Raw genomic sequence first — 18,192 nt, 5'->3', positions numbered from 1 at the left:
CGTGACCGACACCCTCGCGACCGGAACCGCACCGACCGACCGGGAACGGGTGCTGGGCCGGCGCCGGGAACGGGTCGGCCCGGGCGGCGACCCGGTGGCCCCCGGCGTCCCCGAGCCCGACCGCCGCTCCGCCGACGCGTCCGGCGTGGTGCTGGACTGCGGCTGGGGCCGGCTGGTCTTCGGGCAGACCTTCGCCGAGCAGGTCGAGGTCGCCGACGTGCTGCGTTCCGAGGCGGTCGGCGCCCGGGACATCTGCATCTACTTGCGCGACCCGCACGTGCTGGTCTCCCGCCTCCCCGACGAGCTGTTCATCGACCCGTCGCTGACCTACCGGCTGCCCCTGGGCGAGCACCGGCCCGCCGCCACCGAGGGCGGTGAGATCCCCGGACTGAGCGTCCGGCCGCTGCGCGACGCCGGCGACGCGGACGCGGTGAACCGCATCTACGCCCGCAACGGCATGGTCACGGCGCCCGTGGAGGTGCTGGTCGACAACGCGGCCACCGACCGGTTCCTGCACCTGGTCGCGGAGGACGCCACCGGCGAGGTGGTGGGCACCATCACCGGCGTGGACCACGTGGCGGTCTTCGGCGACCCGGAGAACGGCGCCAGCCTCTGGTGCCTGACCGTGGACTTCAACACGGCGCCGCCCGGCACCGGTCAGGCCCTGCTCACCGCGCTGGCCGACCGTCTCGACGCGCGCGGCCGGGCGTACGTGGACCTGTCGGTGCTGGCCGAGAACTCGGGCGCGATCCGCCTCTACGAGCGGCTCGGCTTCCACCGCACGGGGACGCTCTGCGTGAAGCGGAAGAACCCGATCAACGAGCGGCTGTTCCTGCCCGCCATGCCGGAGGGGTACGACGAGCTGAACCCGTACGCGAAGATCGTCGCGGACGAGGCGATGCGGCGCGGCATCCGCGTCGAGGTGACCGATCCGCGCTGGGGTGAGCTGCGGCTGAGCATCGGCGGCCGGACGGTGCACACCCGCGAGTCGCTGTCCGAGCTGACCTCGGCCGTGGCGATGAGCCGCTGCGACGACAAGCGGGTCACCCGGCGCATCCTCACCGAGGCGGGCCTGTCCGTGCCGCACGGCCGCACCGCCACCGGCGACGCCGACGACCTGGCGTTCCTGGCCGACGTCGGCCCGGTGGTGGTCAAGCCGGCCCGGGGCGAGCAGGGCAACGGCATCACCGTCGGGGTACGCACGCCGGAGGCGCTGACCGCCGCGGTCGAGCTGGCCCGCCGGTTCTGCCCGGACGTGCTGATCGAGGAGCTTCGGGAGGGTGAGGACCTGCGGGTGGTCGTCATCGACCACGAGGTGGTGGCCGCGGCGGTCCGCCGGCCCGCGCAGATCACCGGGGACGGGGTGCACGACGTCACCGAGCTGATCGAGCGGCAGAGCCGCCGCCGCGCCGCCGCCACCGGCGGCGAGTCCCGCATCCCGATCGACGACATGACCCGCGAGGTGGTGGCCGAGGCCGGCCACCACATGCACGACGTGCTCCCCGAGGGGCAGGTCCTGGCCGTCCGCCGGACCGCCAACCTGCACACCGGGGGCACCATCCACGACGTGACCGCCGTGCTGCACCCGGCCATCGCCGAGGCGTGCGTGACGGCCAGCCGGGCGCTGGACATCCCGGTCACCGGGCTGGACCTGCTGGTACCCGCCGCCAACCGGCCGGAGCACGTGTTCATCGAGGCGAACGAGCGGCCCGGCCTGGCCAACCACGAGCCGCAGCCGACCGCCGAACGCTTCGTCGACCTGCTCTTCCCCGGCACCCGGGCACCGCAGCGGCTGTGGTCGCCGGCCGGCGCGGGAGGGGCCGCGTGAGCCCGAAGCCGCTGGAGCTGGACCTCGACTACCTGCGCCAGGTGCTGGTCGAGCTGCTGGAGATCCCCAGCCCGTCGGGGCGTACCGACCACGTGCAGCAGTACGTCGGCGAGCGGCTCTCGGCGCTCGGCATCACCTCGACGCTGACCCGGCGCGGTGCGCTGAGCGCCAGCCTGCCCGGGCCGCGGTCGACCGGCGCCGACCGGGCCGTCGTGGTGCACACCGACACCATCGGCGGCATGGTGAAGCGGCTCAAGGACAACGGCCGGCTGGAGGTGAAGCCGATCGGCACGCACAGCGCCCGCTTCGCCGAGGGCGCCCACGTACGGATCTTCACCGACGACCTGGACCGGGTGGTCACCGGCCAGGTGCTGCCGCTGAAGGCCAGCGGGCACCGCTACAACGAGGGCGTCGACCTCCAGGGCGTCGGCTGGGAGCTGGTCGAGGTCCGGGTCGACGAGCCGGTCACCGACGAGGCCGGGCTCCGGGCGCTCGGCGTCGACGCCGGGGACTTCGTGGCGCTGCTCGCCAACCCGACGATCACCCCGAGCGGGTACGTCAAGTCCCGGCACCTGGACGACAAGGCCGGCGTGGCCGCGGTGCTGACCGCGTTCAAGGCGCTGGTCGACGCGGGCGTCACGCCGGCGGTCACCGCGCACCTGCTGGTCACGGTCACCGAGGAGATCGGGCACGGCGCGAGCCACGGCCTGGACCCCGACGTCGCGGAGATCGTCTCGGTGGACGCCGCGGTGGTCGCGCCCGGCCAGCAGTCGAGGGAGGATGCCGCCACGCTCGCCATGGGCGACGGGGTGGGCCCGTTCGACTACCACCTCACCCGGCACCTCGCCGCCATCGCCCGGGAGCACGACGTCCACCTGGTTCGGGACGTCTTCGACTACTACCGCTCGGACGTGGCGGCGGCGGTCGAGGCGGGCGCGCACGCCCGGGTGGCGCTGCTCGGTTTCGGCGTGGACGCCACCCACGGCCACGAGCGGACCCACCTGGACGGGCTGCGGCACCTCGCCCAACTGCTCTGCCTCTACCTCCAGAAGCCGCTGGTCTTCCCCGAGTGGGACGCCGAGCCCGAGGGCGACCTGGCCGACTTCCCGTCGCTGGCCGTCCAGCCGGCCTCCGAGGAGGGCCCCCGCGAGGGACCCATCGGCCTGGACTGAGCCGGGGGCGCGCCGATTCCCGTTCCGCCTGTGATCCAAATCCGTTGCCGGGCTCACCGGGATGTGGATAGCGTGGCGGTACACGGGAAAGGAGGTGGTCCAGACTTGTATAGCAATCGGACTCGTGAGGTGGCTGTCCGCTAGCCGCTGTCCTCGACAGTGAAAGACCGTCCGCCGCGAGGCGGGCATCAGGCACCATCGTCGAGACCGTGTGGCAGCGGTGCGGCGAAACCACGACAGCCACCCGACCCCCGGGGTGCCGGCCCAGTCCAGCCGGCCCGCGCGCGAGCGCGGAAGCCCCGGGGGTCGCTTCATATCCGGGGGGTCGGCGTGTCGATGCGCGAGCTGGTGATCCTCGGTACGGCCAGCCAGGCGCCCACCCGGCAGCGCAACCACAACGGCTACCTGCTGCGCTGGGACGACGAGGTGCTGCTCTTCGACCCGGGCGAGGGCAGCCAGCGACAGATGCTGCACACCGGGATCTCCGCCACCGACCTGACCCGGATCTGCGTCACCCACTTCCACGGCGACCACTGCCTGGGCCTGCCCGGCATGATCCAGCGGCTCTCCCTGGACCGGGTCCCGCACCCGGTGGCCGTGCACTTCCCCGCCGGGGGCGCCGCCTACTTCGCCCGGCTGCGCCACGCGTCGAGCTTCTACGAGACCGCCGAGCTGGCCGTCGAGCCGATCGAGACGGACGGGCAGCGGATCACGCTGGGCATCGGCACGCTGGAGGCCCGCCGGCTGCGGCACCCCATCGAGACGTACGGCTACCGGCTCGTCGAGCCGGACGGCTGCCGGATGCTGCCGGAGAAGCTGTCCGCGTACGGCATCGCCGGCCCGGCGGTCGGCCAGCTCCTCCGCGACGGCCACCTGGACGTGGGCGGACGCCGCGTCACCCGGGACGAGGTGAGCGTGACCCGGCCGGGGCAGCGGTTCGCCTTCGTCATGGACACCGGGCTCTGCGACGCCGTGTGGGCCCTGGCCGAGCACGCCGACCTGCTGGTCATCGAGTCGACCTTCCTGGAGTCGGAGGCCGCCCTCGCCGCCGAGGTCGGCCACCTCACCGCCGCCCAGGCCGCGCGCGTGGCGGCCGAGTCGGGGGTACGCACGCTCGTGCTCACCCACTTCTCCCAGCGGTACGCGGACCCGCGCCGCTTCGCCGACGAGGCCCGCGCCCACTTCGCCGGTGAGCTGGTGATCGCCGAGGACCTGATGACCGTCCAGGTGCCGCCCCGGCGGGTAGCCTCGGCCGGGTGACGGTCTCCCTGCGTCCCGCCACCGGCGCCGACCTCATGGCCGTCGGCGCCCTGCACCAGCGGTCCCGGGTCGCGGCGTACGCGTCGTTCCTGCCGCCGGAGGCGCTGGCGGACCCGACCCCGGAGGCCATGGGCCGGTACTGGACCGAGCGGGTGACCTGGGAGGGCGCCGACCACCGGATGACCGTGGCCGAGCGGGACGGCCGGCTCGTCGGCTTCAGCTACCTGGGGCCGGACGACGAGGGCGACCCGGCCACCGGCCTGCTCAACGCCATCCACCTGGAGCCGGCCGAGCGCGGCCGGGGCACTGGGCGGGCGCTCATGGTGGACGCCCTCGACGCCATGCGGGCCCGCGGCTGGTCCCGGGCGGTGCTCTGGGTGCTGCGGGACAACGCGGCGGCCCGCCGCTTCTACGAGCGGGGCGGCTGGACCACCACCGGCGGGCAGCGCGACGACCTCATCGGCACGGTTGTCGTACCCCAGCTCCGCTACGCCCGTTCGCTCTGAGCGGATCGGGGCATGGGCGTCGATGCCGGCGCGTTGGCACCGGCATGGACACCGAGCACACCGAGCGGGCGGAGGACGCCGCGCTCGACGCGTACTCCCGGGTGGTGACCGGCGTGGCCGCCCGGGTGCTGCCGAGCGTCGCCGCCCTGTCGGTGCGGACCCCGCGCGGCGCCGGAGCCGGCTCGGCCGTGGTGATCGGCCCGGACGGGCTGCTGCTCACCAGCGCCCACGTCGTGCAGGGCGCGCGGGACGGGTCGGCCGCCTTCGGCGACGGCACCGAGACCGGGTTCCGGGTGGTGGGCGCCGACCCGCTCTCCGACCTGGCGGTGCTGCGGGCGGAGCGGGCGACCGTCGAGCCCGTGGAGCTGGGCGACGCCGACCGGCTGCGGATCGGTCAGCTGGTGGTCGCCGTCGGCAACCCGATGGGGCTGGCCGGGTCGGTCACCGCGGGAGTGGTCTCCGGGCTGGGCCGGTCGCTGCCGGCCCGGGACGGGCGGGTCACCCGGCTCATCGAGGACGTCATCCAGACCGACGCGGCGCTCAACCCGGGCAACTCCGGCGGCGCGCTGGCCGACTCGGCCGGCCGCGTGGTCGGGGTCAACACGGCCGTCGCCGGCTACGGTCTCGGGCTGGCCGTGCCGGTCAACGCCACCACCCGGCAGATCATCGCCGACCTCACCAGCGACGGCCGGGTCCGCCGGGCCTGGCTGGGCGTGGCCGGCGTGCCGGTGCCGCTGCCGCCGGAGATCACCGCGCGGACCGGGCAGCGACGCGGGCTGCGGGTGGTCGAGGTGGTGCCGGGCAGCCCGGCCGGGGTGGCCGGCCTCTACCTGGGCGACGTGATCGTGGCGGCGGGCGGCCGGCCCGTGCAGGACGGCCAGGGCCTGCAGCGGCTCATGCTCGGCCCGGCGATCGGTGCCCGCCTGCCCGTCACCGTGCTGCGTCGCGGCGCCTTCGTCGACGTCGTCGCCGTGCCCACCGAGCTCGGCCGGTGACGCGACGAGGGCCGCACCCCGCCCGGGGTGCGGCCCTCGTCATCCGGTCCGTCAGCGCGCGCCGAGGTGGGCGAGCAGGTCCTGCCGGGTCAGCACGCCCTTCGGCTTGCCGTCGACCAGCACCAGGGCGGCGTCAGCCTTCTCCAGCAGCGTGACCGCCTCGCTGACCGGCTGGCCGCCGCCGATCATGGGCAGCGGGTCGGCCATGTGCCGCTCGATCGTGTCGTGCAGGTGGGCCTGGCCGGTGAAGAGCGCGTCGAGCAGGTCCTTCTCGGCGATCGAGCCGGCCACCTCACCGGTCACCACGGGCGGCTCGGCCTTGAGCACCGGGAGCTGGGAGACGCCGTACTCCCGCATGTAGTCGATGGCGTCGCGGACCGTCTCGGTGGGGTGGACGTGCACCAGCTCGGGCAGGCCGCCCGGCTTGCCGGCGAGCGCCTCGGCCACGGTCGGCTCGGTGCCCGAGTTGTCGAGGAAGCCGTAGCGGGCCATCCAGCTGTCGTTGAAGATCTTCGACAGGTAGCCCTTGCCGCTGTCCGGCAGCAGCACCACGATCACGTCGTCCGGGCCGGCCTTGCGGGCCACCTCGAGGGCGGCCACCACGGCCATGCCGCAGGAGCCGCCGACCAGCAACCCCTCCTCGCGGGCCAGGCGCCGGGTCATCTCGAAGGACTGCTTGTCCGACACCTCGACGATCTCGTCGGCCACGCCCCGGTCGTAGGTCTCCGGCCAGAAGTCCTCGCCGACGCCCTCGACCAGGTAGGGCCGGCCGGTGCCGCCCGAGTAGACCGAACCCTCCGGGTCCGCGCCGACCACCCGGACCCGCCCCTCGGACGCCTCCTTCAGGTAGCGGCCGATGCCGGAGATGGTGCCGCCGGTGCCGACACCCGCCACGAAGTGGGTGAGCCGCCCCTCGGTCTGCTGCCAGATCTCCGGCCCGGTGGTCTCGTAGTGCGAGCGCGGGTTGGCCGGGTTGCTGTACTGGTCGGGCTTCCAGGCGCCGGGGATCTCCCGGGTCAGCCGGTCGGAGACGTTGTAGTAGGAGCGGGGGTCCTCCGGCGCCACGGCGGTCGGGCAGACCACCACCTCGGCGCCGTACGCCCGCAGCACGTCCTGCTTGTCCTGGCTCACCTTGTCGGGGCACACGAAGACGCACTTGTAGCCCTTGAGCTGGGCGACGAGGGCCAGCCCGACGCCGGTGTTGCCGCTGGTCGGCTCGACGATCGTGCCGCCCGGCTGGAGCAGGCCGGCCTTCTCGGCGTCCTCGACCATCCGCAGCGCGATCCGGTCCTTCACCGAACCGCCCGGGTTGACGTACTCCACCTTCGCCAGCACGGTCGCCTGGATGCCCTCGGTGACGTTGCGCAGGCGGACCAGCGGGGTGTTGCCGATCAGCTCGACCACGTTGTCGTAGTACTGCACCTCGTTGTGCCCTTCGTCGCGCCGCCGTCGTGGGGCGGCCGGTAAGTCGTCAGTTCGTCGCCCAGGGTACGTGCCCTCAGGGCGCCACATGCCCCGGGATGACGGACCTGCGACGTGCCTCCCACTCCAGGAAGCGGTCCGTCTCGGCCAGCACGCTGCCGGCCAGCCAGGTGACCATCACCGCGTCGTCGGCCAGGCCGAAGATCGCCAGCGGGATCTCCGGCAGCAGGTCGATCGGCGAGACGATGTACGCCGTGGCGCCGGCCATGAGAGCCAGCCGCAGGCCGCCGTCGTACTCGCCCCGGGCGGTGGCCCGGATCATCCGGGGCAGCGCCGCCAGCCGGGCGCCCAGCGACGGGCCACCCCGCGCCCCGGCCGCCAGCGCCCGCGCCAGCGCGGTGAAGGCCGCGCTCCGCTTCAACGTCTTCCCCATCTCCTCGCCCCTCTCCGCTCGACCAGGGTGCGGTCCCGGCGCAAGCCCGCCCCTTCACCTACCGGTACCCGGAACGCCGCCGTCCCAGCCATGACGATCACGGGAGAGCGGGGGTCGTGGCGGCGCGATAATGTCGGTGCATGGGGGACGCTGGTTCCGTCGCGCCGGGCGGCTGGCAGCGCGCCCGGCGGATCGCCCGCCTGACGGCGATCGGCACGGGCGCCACGGTGGCGGCCACCGTCGCCACGGGCGGGGTCCTGCTCGGTCAGGCCCGCCAGGCCCGGCGCACCATCCCCATGGCCGAGGCGCCCCCGCCGCGCTGCGACGGCGTCTACGGCGCGAAGCTTCCCGGCCCCCCGGTCACCATGGTGATCCTCGGTGACTCCTCGGCCGCGGGCTACGGCGTGCACCGCCGCCGGGAGACGCCGGGGGCGCTCCTCGCCACCGGGCTGTCCCGCCGGCTGCACCGGCCGGTCCGGCTGCACCGGTTCGCCGTGGTGGGCGCCCTGTCGGCCGGGTTGAAGCCGCAGGTCGAGTCGGCCCTGGAGGTCGAACCGGACATCGCGGTCGTCCTGGTCGGCGGAAACGACGTCACCAACCGCACGCCGCCCGCGGTGGCCGTGCGCTACCTGGTCGACGCCGTCCGCACGCTGCGGGCCGCCGGCTGCGAGGTGGTCGTGGGCACCTGCCCGGACCTGGGTGCGATCCGGCCGATCCAGCCGCCGCTGCGCTGGCTGGCCCGCCGCTGGAGCCGCCAGCTCGCCGCCGCCCAGACGGTGGCCGTGGTCGAGGCGGGCGGCTGGACGGTCTCCCTCGGCGACCTGCTGGGCCCGCGGTTCGCCGCCGAGCCGACCCGGATGTTCGCCTGGGACCGGTTCCACCCGTCCGCGGAGGGGTACGCGGTGGCCGCGGCGGCGCTGCTGCCGACCGTGCTCTCCGCGCTGGGCGCCGGCCAGGAGCGCCGCCCCGCGCTCGCGGGTGCGGAAGGCGTCCGGTCGCTCCCCGAGGCGGCCCAGGAGGCGGCCCGGCACGCGGGCACCGAGGTCAGCGCCACCCGGGTCCGGGGCCGCGAGCGCGGGCCCGGCGGGCGCTGGGCACAGCTCCGGCGGCGGGCCTTCTTCGGCGTCGGCGCGGTGCCGCAGCCCGGCGCCGCCGCCGACCCGGCGCAGGTGGAGGGGCTGGCATGAGCGCGGTCGCGGGGGCATCATCAGCAGGCACAACGTGTGCCATGCTCATGTCGACGCCGTTCGCCACGAGCAGTCCGACCCACGGGTCGGGGGAGCTGGGGAGGTGTCGTCATGACCGAGCGTAACGAGCTCGCGGTCCGGCTCGGCCGGGCCGCCGCGCTCTCGCTGCTCGCCGGCACGGTGGGCGGGGCGGTCGTCCTCGCCGGCCAGGCCATCGCCGCCCGCAGCCGGGAATACGCGCAGCCCGAGCTCGGCCTGGCGCTGCGTGCCACGGTCGGCCGGGCGGACGCCCCGCCGCTGCGGCTCGTGCTGCTCGGCGACTCGTCGGCGCTCGGCGTCGGCGTCGAACGCTTCGAGGAGACCATCGGCGGCCAGCTCGCCCAGCTGCTGGCCGAGGCGCCCGCCGGCCGGCGCGTGCACCTGTCCAGCGTGGGGGTTTCCGGCTCGCGCTCCACCGACCTGGCCACCCAGGTGGCCCGGGCGCTGCTCGGCGAGCGGCCCGACGTGGCGGTGATCCTGATCGGGGCGAACGACGCCACCGGGCTGGCCCGCCCGGCCGACGCGGCGGCCTACCTGGGCTCCGCGGTGCGGCGGCTCCGCGAGGCGCACGTCGAGGTGGTCGTGGGCACCTGTCCCGACCTCGGCGCGGTCCGCGCCGTCGCGTCCCCGCTGCGGCAGGTGCTCGGCTGGGCGGGGCGGCGGGTGGCGCGCGCCCAGACGACCGCCGTGCTCGACGCCGGCGGCAGCGTCGTCGACCTGGGCACCGAGACCGGCCCGGTGTTCCGGGCCGACGCCGGCACCCTCTGCCACGACGGCTTCCACCCGTCCGCCGACGGCTACCGGGTCTGGGCGCACGCCCTGCTCCCGGCGGTCGAGGCGGCCGCCGCGGTCGCCTACCGGCACCACCACTGAGCCCCGGCGGGGTGACATTTCCCGCCCGCCGCGCGGCTTCCGCCACAAGTTACCGGCGGGTTAACGTTGGTTCATGCCGATTGAGTCGCCCCGCGACGCCGTCATCGTCGCCACCGCCCGGTCCCCCATCGGCCGCGCGTTCAAGGGTTCCCTGCGGGAGGTCCGGCCGGACGACCTCGCCGCCACGATCGTCCAGGCCGCCCTCGACAAGGTCCCGGCGCTCGATCCCACCACCATCGAGGACCTCTACCTGGGCTGCGGCCTGCCCGGCGGCGAGCAGGGCTTCAACATGGCCCGGGTGGTCGCCACCCTGCTGGGCCTGGACGGCCTGCCCGGCGCCACGCTGACCCGCTACTGCGCCTCCTCGCTCCAGACGACCCGGATGGCGATGCACGCGATCCGGGCCGGCGAGGGCGATGTCTTCATCTCCGCCGGCGTGGAGACCGTCTCCCGGTACGCGCGGGGCAACTCGGACGCCCTCCCGCCGGAGGCGCAGGCGCTGGTCGGCGGCGGCTGGGAGAACCCGCGCTTCGCCGAGGCGCGCGAGCGCTCGAAGGCCCGCGCCCAGGGCGGCGCCGAGGTGTGGACCGACCCGCGCGAGGCCGGCCAGCTCCCCGACATCTACCTGACCATGGGTCAGACCGCGGAGAACCTCGCCCAGGTCTATGACGTGACCCGCGAGGACATGGACGCGTTCGGCGTCCGCAGCCAGAACCTGGCCGAGAAGGCGATCGCGGACGGCTTCTGGGCCCGCGAGATCACTCCGGTGACCACGCCGGACGGCACCGTGGTGAGCACCGACGACGGCCCGCGCCCCGGTGTGACCCTGGAGGCCGTGGCCGGTCTGAAGCCGGTCTTCCGCCCGGACGGCCGGATCACCGCCGGCAACTGCTGCCCGCTCAACGACGGCGCGGCCGCCGTGGTGATCATGAGCGCCGAGCGGGCGCGCGAGCTCGGCCTCACCCCGCTGGCCCGGATCGTCTCCACCGGCGTCACGGCGCTCTCGCCGGAGATCATGGGCCTGGGCCCGGTCGAGGCGTCCAAGCAGGCGCTGAAGCGGGCCGGCATGACCATCGACGACGTCGACCTGGTCGAGATCAACGAGGCGTTCGCCGCCCAGGTGATCCCGTCGTACCGGCAGCTCGGTATCCCCGAGGACAAGTTGAACGTGATGGGCGGCGCGATCGCCGTCGGCCACCCGTTCGGCATGACCGGCGCCCGGATCACCGGCACCCTGCTCAACGCGCTGGAGTGGCACGACAAGACCATCGGTCTGGAGACCATGTGCGTGGGCGGCGGCCAGGGCATGGCCATGGTGCTCGAACGCCTGAACTGAGACCGGTTCCCCGACACCGGGGCCGGGTACGGGAGGCGCCATGGCGACCGTCGTGGAACGCGAACGCAAGTACTCCGGCGACGAGGGATTCCGGCTGCCCGACCTGACCGGGTGCGGTGGCGTCGCGACGACGTCCGACGCCACCGTGCTCGACCTGGACGCGGTCTACTGGGACACCGCCGACCTTCGGCTGGCCCGCAGCGGCTACGCCCTGCGGCGGCGGACCGGTGGGCACGACGCGGGCTGGCACCTCAAGGTGGGCGCGGTCGGCGGCGCACGCACCGAGCACCAGTTCCCGGCCGGGCCGGACGACGCCGATCCGCCTCCCGACCTGGTCGCGCTCTTCCGCGGGGCGTCCCGGGGCCGGCCGGTCGCTCCGGCCGCGCGGGTGGTGACCCGCCGACGGGAACGCCGCCTGCTGGACGCGGCGGGCCGCCCGCTGGCCGAGGTGGCCGAGGACGACGTCCACGCCGAGGATCTGGTCAGCGGCGAGCGGCAGGCCTGGCACGAGCTGGAGGTCGAGCTGGTCGAGGGCGACGAGGCGCTGCTCGACGCGGTGGACGACCGGCTGCGCGCGGCCTGCGCCCGGACGGTCCCGGTCTCGAAGTCGCACCGCGCGCTGGGCGGCCGGCTCGCCGCCACCCGGCCGGCGCCCGCCGACCCGGCCGCCGCATCCGTGGTCGACTACCTCACCGCCCAGCGCGACACCCTGATCGGCCACCACGCCGGCGCGCTCGGCGGCGACGAGGACGCCGTGCACGACATGCGGGTGGCCGTCCGCCGGCTCCGCTCCACGCTGCGGACCTTCCGCGGGCTGTGGGACCGCGCGGAGAGCGAGGCGGTACGGGCGGAGCTGCGCTGGCTGGGCGCGCAGCTCGGGCCGGTCCGGGACGTCCAGGTGATGGCCGCCCGGCTGGCCGACGCGGTCCACGCGGAACCCGGCGAGCTGGTGCTCGGCCCGGTCCCGGCCCGCTTCGCCGAGCGGTTCGCCGCCGACCTGGCCACCGCCCTGGACGGTCTGCGCGCCGCGCTCGGCTCGGATCGCTACACCGACCTGCTGCGCCGGCTGGACGCGCTCGTCGAGGGGCCGGCCGCGCGCGTACGGCCCCGGTGGGTGAAGCGCCGGGTGCGCCGTGCGGTGACCCGCTTCGACGACCGCCTGGACCGGGCGCTGGCCGACGGCGGGACCGACGACACCGCCCTGCACGAGGCGCGCAAGGCCGGCAAGCGGGCCCGGTACGCCGTCGAGGTGCGCCGGCCCGACGCCGAGCTGGTGAGCCGGCTCAAGGACCTCCAGGACGTGCTCGGCGCGCACCAGGATTCGGTGGTGACCCGCGCGGTGCTGCGCGAGCAGGCGCTGCGGGCGTACGCCGACGGCGAGAACACGTTCACCTACGGCCTGCTGCACGCCCGGCAGGCCGCGGTGGCCGACCGGGAGCTGTCGAGGCTGCCCCGGGCGCGGGATCGCGCTCGCCGGCGCAAGGCGCGCCGCTGGCTGGGCTGAGCGCCGGCTACAGCGCGGACCGGGTCCGGGCGACCGCGGCGGCCGCCCCGGCCAGGACCGGCTCGCGCGCGCCGGCCGCCAGCAGGTCGGCGGTGACCACCCGGAGCTGGTCGGGCAGGGCCAGGTCGCTGGGCAGCCGGGGCACCTCACGGCGCGGCTCCCCCTCGGCGTCGGCCGCCAGGTTGGCGATCTCCTGGACCAGCTTGTGCACGAGGTCGGCACGGGACACGTTGCCGCCCGCGGCCGCCGCCGACCAGCGCGGCTGCTCCCAGTGCCCGACCTGTCGGACCAGCAGTGTCACGGCCCGGTCCAGTTCCGCTGCGCTCATCGCCGGGGATTCTACGGTCAGCGCCGGACGTAGCTGAGCAGGCGCAGGATCTGCCAGTACAGGAAGATCAGGCCGACCACCAGGCCGAAGGCGCAGAACCAGGCGTACCGGCGGGGCAGGCCGTTGCGGGCGGCACGCTCGACCAGGTCGAAGTCGAGGACGAAGCTGAGCGCGCCGGCGATGATCGCGACCACCGAGAAGACGTACGGCAGCCAGCCCACCCGCGCGGAGAGGCTGTAGACCTCGACGCCCTGCTTCCCGGTGAACAGGTAGGTGACCAGATTGACCAGGCCGATCGCCACGATGCCGATGAGCGTGCCCACGACCAGCCGGGCCAGCCGCGGGGTGGCCCGGACCAGCCGGGCCCGGTAGAGCAGCGCCATGCCGAGGAAGACCCCGAACGTGCCGACGACCGCCTGCGCCACGATGCCCGGATAGACCAGTTCGAAGGCGCGACTGGCCACGCCGAGCAGCAGGCCCTGGAGCACCGCGTACCCGGCGATCAGCGGTGGACTGGTGATCTGCTTCAGCGAGATCACCAGCACGAGCACCAGGCTGGCCAGGGCGCTGCCGGCCAGCGCGGCGGAGATCCACGCCGCCTGCGGGACGAGCACCCAGGCCACCGCCGCGGTGACGCCGGTGAGCAGCAGCAACCCGACGGTCCGGCTGACCACGTCGGCCACCGTCATCGTGTCGGCGGCCCCGACGCCGAGCACCTGCCGTTCGGTCCGGCCCACGTCGTCCAGCCGGTCCAGCACCGGGTTGGCACTGCGCACCGCGACCTCCTCGCGCCGACGTACCCCCGGCTCCCACTCTGCCCCCGGCGGCCCGGCGGCGACGGGGAAACGACGACGCCCGCCGCCGCGGGCGCGGCAGGCGGGCGTCGCAGTCGGGCGGGGTCGGTCAGTCGTCGCCCTGGAAGTAGCTCAGCAGCCGGAGGATCTCCAGGTAGAGCCAGACCAGGCCGACCACGATGCCGAACGCGGCGGTCCAGGAGTAGCGCTGCGGGAGCCCCATCCGGACGCCGTCCTCGATCTCCGCGAAGTTGAGCACGAAGCTCAGCGCGGCGACCACGATGCAGACCAGGCTGAAGCCGATGGCCAGCGGGCTGCCGTCGCGGAGGTGGGTGTTGACGCCGAAGAGCGCGAGCACCAGGTTGATAACCATGACGCCGAACAGACCCGCGATGATCGCCACCATGATCCGGGCGAACTTCGGGGTGGCCCGGATGATCCGCGCCTTGTAGATCATCGCCATCAGGAAGAAGACGCCGAAGGTGGCGACCACGGCCTGGAGCACGATGCCGTCGTAGACCGTGTTGAACGTCTTGCTGACCATGCCGACGAAGACGCCCTCGACGATCGAGTACGCCACCACCAGCGCCGGGTTGGCCATCCGGGAGAACGAGATCACCAGTCCGAGGACCAGGCCCACCACGGCGGCGCCGATCCAGGCGGCGCCGGTCAGGGCGTCCGGCACGAGGACCCAGGCCGCGGCGGCCGAGGCGCCGAGGATGCCGAGCATCAGCACCGTCTTGACGACCACGTCGTCGAGGGTCATCGGGGTCACGGTGGGCGGGGCCGCCGGGAAGCCGTGACCGGTCGGGTACGGCTGCTGCTGCGGGTACTGCGGGTACTGCTGCGGATATCCGGGCTGACCGTACGGCCCGGGCTGGGCGTACCCGGCCGCCCGCTCCCGCTCAGCCGCCTGGCCGAGCCGGGCGAGCACCGGGTTCGTGGTCTTCACTTCTCAGGCCTCCCTCAGGGGGTCGATGCACGTGAACGTGCCTCTCCAGGGTAAACGGGGGTGCAACGCCGTGCGCGGCGCGAAGCTGTGGGAAAGCTGAGAGTTGGTGCCCGGGGCGGGGGTCGAACCCGCACGCCTTGCGGCAGCCGCTTTTAAGGCGGCCGTGTCTGCCGTTCCACCACCCGGGCGGGTGACACCGGCGCGTCGACACGCGGCGGTGCAGATCTCACCGTAGCGGCTGCGTCGCGGCCCGGCGTACCCGTGGGTTCCGGCCGATATGGTCGAGGCCGTGACCAGCGCCGCCCGCACGGCCCCCGGGCCCGACCCCGACGAGGCACTCCGTCTCGACCCGGCCGTCCGCCCGGGCCGGGCGGCCCGGCTGCTGGCCGCCGGCCGCCGGCACCGCGCGGACCTGCTGGCCGGCCTGCTCTTCGCCGCGCTCGCCGGCTGGCTCACCCACGGCCTGTGGCCGCCCGGGCAGCGCATGCTCGCGTTGAACCCGGCCGACCAGACCCTCTACGAGTGGTTCCTGACCGTCGACGCGCGCGCCCTGCACGGCGAATTCGGCCTGATCACCGATCGGCTGAACGCGCCGGACGGGGTCAACCTCATGACGAACACCAGTGTGATCGCGCTCGGCGTGCTGCTCGCCCCGGTCACCCTCGTCCTCGGGGCACCGGTCACCTTCGCCCTGCTGGCCGCGGCCAACCTGGCCGGCACGGCGCTGGCCTGGTACCTGCTCCTGACCCGGACGCTGCGGGCCCGCCCGCTCGCCGCCGGGCTCGGGGCGGCGCTCTGCGGCTTCGGTCCCGGCATGGTGTCGCAGAGCAACGCCCACCTGCACATGACCGCCCAGTGGCTGGTCCCGGTGATCATCTGGCTGGTGATCCGGCTGCTCCGGGCGGCCGACCCCGCCGGGCGGCCGGACGGCCCGGACCGCCGCCGGCTGGCCAGCTCGGCCCTCGGGCTGGCCACGGCCGTCACCGTCCAGATCTTCGTCGGCGAGGAGGTGCTCTTCCTCACCGCACTCACCCTGCTGGTCATGGCCGTCGCCTACGGGCTGGCCGACCGGGCGCTGCTGCGCCGGGCGCTGCCCGGCTTCGCCGGTGGGCTGATGTGCGCCGCCGGGCTGGCCCTGCTCGTGCTGGCGTACCCGCTGTGGCTCCAGTTCGCCGGGCCGCAGGGCGTCTCGGACGGGATGTTCAGCCCGCACTACTTCTCCGCCGACCTGACGAGCTGGACCCGGCTCTCCGCGCTGTCGGTGCTGGGCAGCTACGACGCGGCACGGCTGACCACCGGCCCGGCCGAGTTCAACACCTTCCTGGGCTGGCCGCTGCTGCTGGTGGCCGCCGGCTGCGCGGTCTGGCTGGGCCGGCGCGCCCTCGTCGTCGCCTGCCTCGCCGGGGCGCTGGTCATGGCGGCGCTCTCACTCGGCCCCGAGGTGGTGGTCGGCGGGGAGCGCACCGGCGTCCCCGGCCCGTACACCCTGCTGACCGGCCTGCCCGTGGTGGACGGCGCGCTGCCCATGCGGTTCGGCCTCGTGGTGCTGCCGCTGGCCGGGACGGTGCTCACCCTGGCCGTGCACCGGGCACTCGGCGAGCGGGGGTCGGCCCGCCGGCTGGTCCCCCTCGCGGTCGGCGCGGCCCTGCTCAGTGTCTTCCCGGCGCCGCTGCCCACCACCGGCCGGCCGCCGCTGCCCGAGTTCGTCACCGGCGGGCACTGGCGGCAGTGCGTACGCCCCGGCGGGGTGCTCGTGCCGGTGCCCACGGCCACCCCGAAGGACCCGTGGCCGATGCGCTGGGGCACCGCGGCCGACGCCGCCTTCGGCATGCCGGAGGGCTTCTTCATCGGCCCGTACGGCCGCAACGGCTCGGCCACCATGGGCACGTACCAGCGCCCCACCTCGGCCCTGCTGGCCGACGTCGCGAAGCGGGGGGTGGCGCCCGCGGTGGGCGACCGGCAGCGCCGGCAGGCCGCCCGCGACATCGAGTTCTGGGGCGCCTCCTGCGTGGCGCTGACCGACGACGCGCCGCACGCGGAGACCCTGCGCGGGACGCTGGAGCAGCTCTTCGGTCCGGGCACCCGGGTCGCCGACGCCTGGACCTGGCGGTTCTGACGCCGCACACGGCGAAGGACCCCTCCCGTGCGGGAAGGGCCCTCTCCGGTTGCTCTGCCGCCGGTCGGTTCAGACGCGTGCGCCGACCGGCGGGGCGGACGCCTCGGCGAACTCCTCGCGCGGGTCGTGCAGCTGACCCAGGGCGACCACCTCACGCTTGAGGAAGAACGCCAGCGACCAGTCGACCACGACCCGGACCTTGCGGTTGAACGACGGGATCCGCGACATGTGGTACGTGCGGTGCATGAACCAGGCGGGCCAGCCGGTCATCTTCACGCCGTAGACCTGCGCCACGCCCTTGTGCAGGCCGAGGCTGGCGACGCTGCCCGCGTGCTTGTGCTTGTAGTTGACCGGCTCGCGCCCGCGGATCACGTTCACGATGTTGTCGGCCATCCGGGCGGCCTGCCGGACCGCGTGCTGCGCGCTCGGCGAGCAGAAGTTGCCCGGCTCCTTGGTCAGGTCCGGCACCGCGGCACAGTCGCCGGCGCTCCAGGCGCCCTCGACCACCCGGTCGCCGTCCACGATCTGGAGGGTGGGCAGGCAGGTGACCCGGCGCCGCTCGTCGCGCGGGAAATCGGTCGCGTCCAGCATCGGCGACGGCTTCACGCCGGCCGTCCAGACGATCGTGTCGGACGGGAAGACGGACCCGTCAGAGAGCTTCGCGACCCCGTCGACGCACGACTCCAGGCGGGTGTCCAGGCGGATGTCCATGTTCCGCTTGAGCAGCTCCTGCACCGTGTAGGCGCCCATGTCCCGGTCGACCTCGGGCAGCACGCGCTGGGTGGCTTCCACCAGCACCCAGCGCATGTCCTCCGGCTTCAGCTCCGGGTAGTACCGCAGCGCGTCCCGGGCCATGTCCTCCATCTCGGCGAGCGCCTCGATGCCGGCGTAACCGCCGCCGACGAAGACGAAGGTCAGCGCCCGGCTGCGCACCTCCGGGTCGGTGGTGGCGGCCGCCACGTCGAGCCGGTCCAGCACGTGGTTGCGCAGGAAGATGGCCTCACCGATGGTCTTGAACCCGATGCCGTTTTCGTGCAGGCCGGGGATCGGCAGGGTGCGGGAGACGGAACCGGGGGCGACCACTACGTGGTCGTACTGGATCTCCCGGGTCGGGCCGCTGATCGGCTGCACCACGGCGGTCCGGCGGTCGTGGTCGATCCGGGTGACCGTGCCGGCCACGACCTTGCACTTGCGCAACTCCCGCCGCAGCGGCACCACAGCGTGCCGCGGGGAGATGTTGCCCGCCGAAGCCTCCGGGAGGAACGGCTGGTAGGTCATGTGCGGCTGCGGGTCGACGACGATGACCTCGGCCTCACGGGAGCTCAGCTTCTTGGACAGGCGCAGAGCGGCGTACAGGCCCACGTGCCCGGCACCCACGACAAGGATCCGCTTCGGATTCACGTCATCTATCTTTCCCCGGTCGGCTCGGGTAATCCCGATCGAGACC

General features: G+C 74.4%; 16 protein-coding genes and 1 tRNA gene. 10 read left to right on the top strand and 7 right to left on the bottom strand.

What is annotated here, in order from left to right; all coding sequences use genetic code 11:
* Nucleotide 1: 1 nt before the first annotated feature.
* From ngg to GCE86_RS30040, 5 genes are all read left to right on the top strand, one after another.
* Entirely contained in the window at nt 2-1,828 is a 1,827-nt protein-coding gene (gene ngg / locus GCE86_RS30060) for an N-acetylglutaminylglutamine synthetase (protein WP_154230033.1), read from the top strand.
* Nucleotides 1,825-3,000 (top strand): osmoprotectant NAGGN system M42 family peptidase, encoded by a 1,176-nt coding sequence (locus GCE86_RS30055; RefSeq protein ID WP_154230032.1) that lies wholly within the window; start codon nt 1,825-1,827, stop codon nt 2,998-3,000. Before ngg ends, GCE86_RS30055 begins: the two co-directional genes overlap by 4 nt.
* Nucleotides 3,001-3,330: 330 nt before the next feature.
* Nucleotides 3,331-4,260, top strand: coding sequence for a ribonuclease Z (locus GCE86_RS30050; protein ID WP_154230031.1), 930 nt, complete (start codon nt 3,331-3,333; stop codon nt 4,258-4,260).
* Nucleotides 4,257-4,766: a GNAT family N-acetyltransferase gene (locus tag GCE86_RS30045; protein ID WP_154230030.1), complete on the top strand. Its 510-nt coding sequence runs from the start codon at nt 4,257-4,259 to the stop codon at nt 4,764-4,766. Before GCE86_RS30050 ends, GCE86_RS30045 begins: the two co-directional genes overlap by 4 nt.
* A gap of 44 nt (nt 4,767-4,810) precedes the next feature.
* Nucleotides 4,811-5,761, top strand: coding sequence for a S1C family serine protease (locus GCE86_RS30040; RefSeq protein WP_154230029.1), 951 nt, complete (start codon nt 4,811-4,813; stop codon nt 5,759-5,761).
* Nucleotides 5,762-5,812: 51 nt separating this feature from the next.
* On the opposite strand, the gene GCE86_RS30035 is transcribed toward GCE86_RS30040, so the two are convergent.
* The gene (locus GCE86_RS30035; protein ID WP_154230028.1) at nt 5,813-7,183 is read right to left on the bottom strand and encodes a cystathionine beta-synthase; all 1,371 of its coding nucleotides are present in this window, start codon (nt 7,181-7,183) and stop codon (nt 5,813-5,815) included.
* Between the two features lie 76 nt (nt 7,184-7,259).
* Nucleotides 7,260-7,616: a YkvA family protein gene (locus GCE86_RS30030; protein ID WP_154230027.1), complete on the bottom strand. Its 357-nt coding sequence runs from the start codon at nt 7,614-7,616 to the stop codon at nt 7,260-7,262.
* Nucleotides 7,617-7,756: 140 nt separating this feature from the next.
* On the opposite strand from GCE86_RS30030, the gene GCE86_RS30025 reads away from it, so the two are divergent.
* From GCE86_RS30025 to GCE86_RS30010, 4 genes are all read left to right on the top strand, one after another.
* On the top strand, nt 7,757-8,803 hold the full coding sequence (locus tag GCE86_RS30025) for an SGNH/GDSL hydrolase family protein (RefSeq protein WP_154230026.1): 1,047 nt from the start codon (nt 7,757-7,759) through the stop codon (nt 8,801-8,803).
* A 111-nt stretch (nt 8,804-8,914) separates the two neighbouring features.
* Nucleotides 8,915-9,715, top strand: a complete 801-nt coding sequence (locus tag GCE86_RS30020) for an SGNH/GDSL hydrolase family protein (RefSeq protein ID WP_154230025.1) — start codon at nt 8,915-8,917, stop codon at nt 9,713-9,715.
* A gap of 73 nt (nt 9,716-9,788) precedes the next feature.
* A complete protein-coding gene (locus GCE86_RS30015; protein ID WP_154230024.1) occupies nt 9,789-11,051 on the top strand; it encodes an acetyl-CoA C-acetyltransferase in 1,263 nt (420 codons plus the stop codon).
* A 40-nt stretch (nt 11,052-11,091) separates the two neighbouring features.
* Nucleotides 11,092-12,555, top strand: a complete 1,464-nt coding sequence (locus GCE86_RS30010; protein WP_154230023.1) for a CYTH and CHAD domain-containing protein — start codon at nt 11,092-11,094, stop codon at nt 12,553-12,555.
* 7 nt (nt 12,556-12,562) lie between these two features.
* On the opposite strand, the gene GCE86_RS30005 is transcribed toward GCE86_RS30010, so the two are convergent.
* The 4 genes from GCE86_RS30005 to GCE86_RS29990 form a co-directional block, all read right to left on the bottom strand.
* The gene (locus GCE86_RS30005) at nt 12,563-12,883 is read right to left on the bottom strand and encodes a hypothetical protein (RefSeq protein ID WP_154230022.1); all 321 of its coding nucleotides are present in this window, start codon (nt 12,881-12,883) and stop codon (nt 12,563-12,565) included.
* A 17-nt stretch (nt 12,884-12,900) separates the two neighbouring features.
* Complete coding sequence (locus GCE86_RS30000) at nt 12,901-13,659, bottom strand: Bax inhibitor-1/YccA family protein (protein ID WP_154230021.1); 759 nt, start codon at nt 13,657-13,659, stop codon at nt 12,901-12,903.
* A gap of 127 nt (nt 13,660-13,786) precedes the next feature.
* Nucleotides 13,787-14,629: a Bax inhibitor-1/YccA family protein gene (locus GCE86_RS29995; protein ID WP_154230020.1), complete on the bottom strand. Its 843-nt coding sequence runs from the start codon at nt 14,627-14,629 to the stop codon at nt 13,787-13,789.
* Between the two features lie 104 nt (nt 14,630-14,733).
* A tRNA-Leu gene (locus GCE86_RS29990) sits at nt 14,734-14,817 on the bottom strand.
* Between the two features lie 89 nt (nt 14,818-14,906).
* Here GCE86_RS29990 and GCE86_RS29985 point away from each other — a divergent pair.
* Entirely contained in the window at nt 14,907-16,745 is a 1,839-nt protein-coding gene (locus tag GCE86_RS29985; protein WP_154230019.1) for a DUF6311 domain-containing protein, read from the top strand.
* A gap of 69 nt (nt 16,746-16,814) precedes the next feature.
* On the opposite strand, the gene GCE86_RS29980 is transcribed toward GCE86_RS29985, so the two are convergent.
* Nucleotides 16,815-18,146 (bottom strand): NAD(P)/FAD-dependent oxidoreductase, encoded by a 1,332-nt coding sequence (locus tag GCE86_RS29980; RefSeq protein ID WP_154230018.1) that lies wholly within the window; start codon nt 18,144-18,146, stop codon nt 16,815-16,817.
* Nucleotides 18,147-18,192 lie beyond the last annotated feature (46 nt).

The sequence above is a fragment of the Micromonospora terminaliae genome, from assembly GCF_009671205.1.
Lineage (GTDB): Bacteria > Actinomycetota > Actinomycetes > Mycobacteriales > Micromonosporaceae > Micromonospora > Micromonospora terminaliae.
Note: the sequence above shows the minus strand (reverse complement) of the source record. Positions and strands in the feature narration are given on the sequence as shown.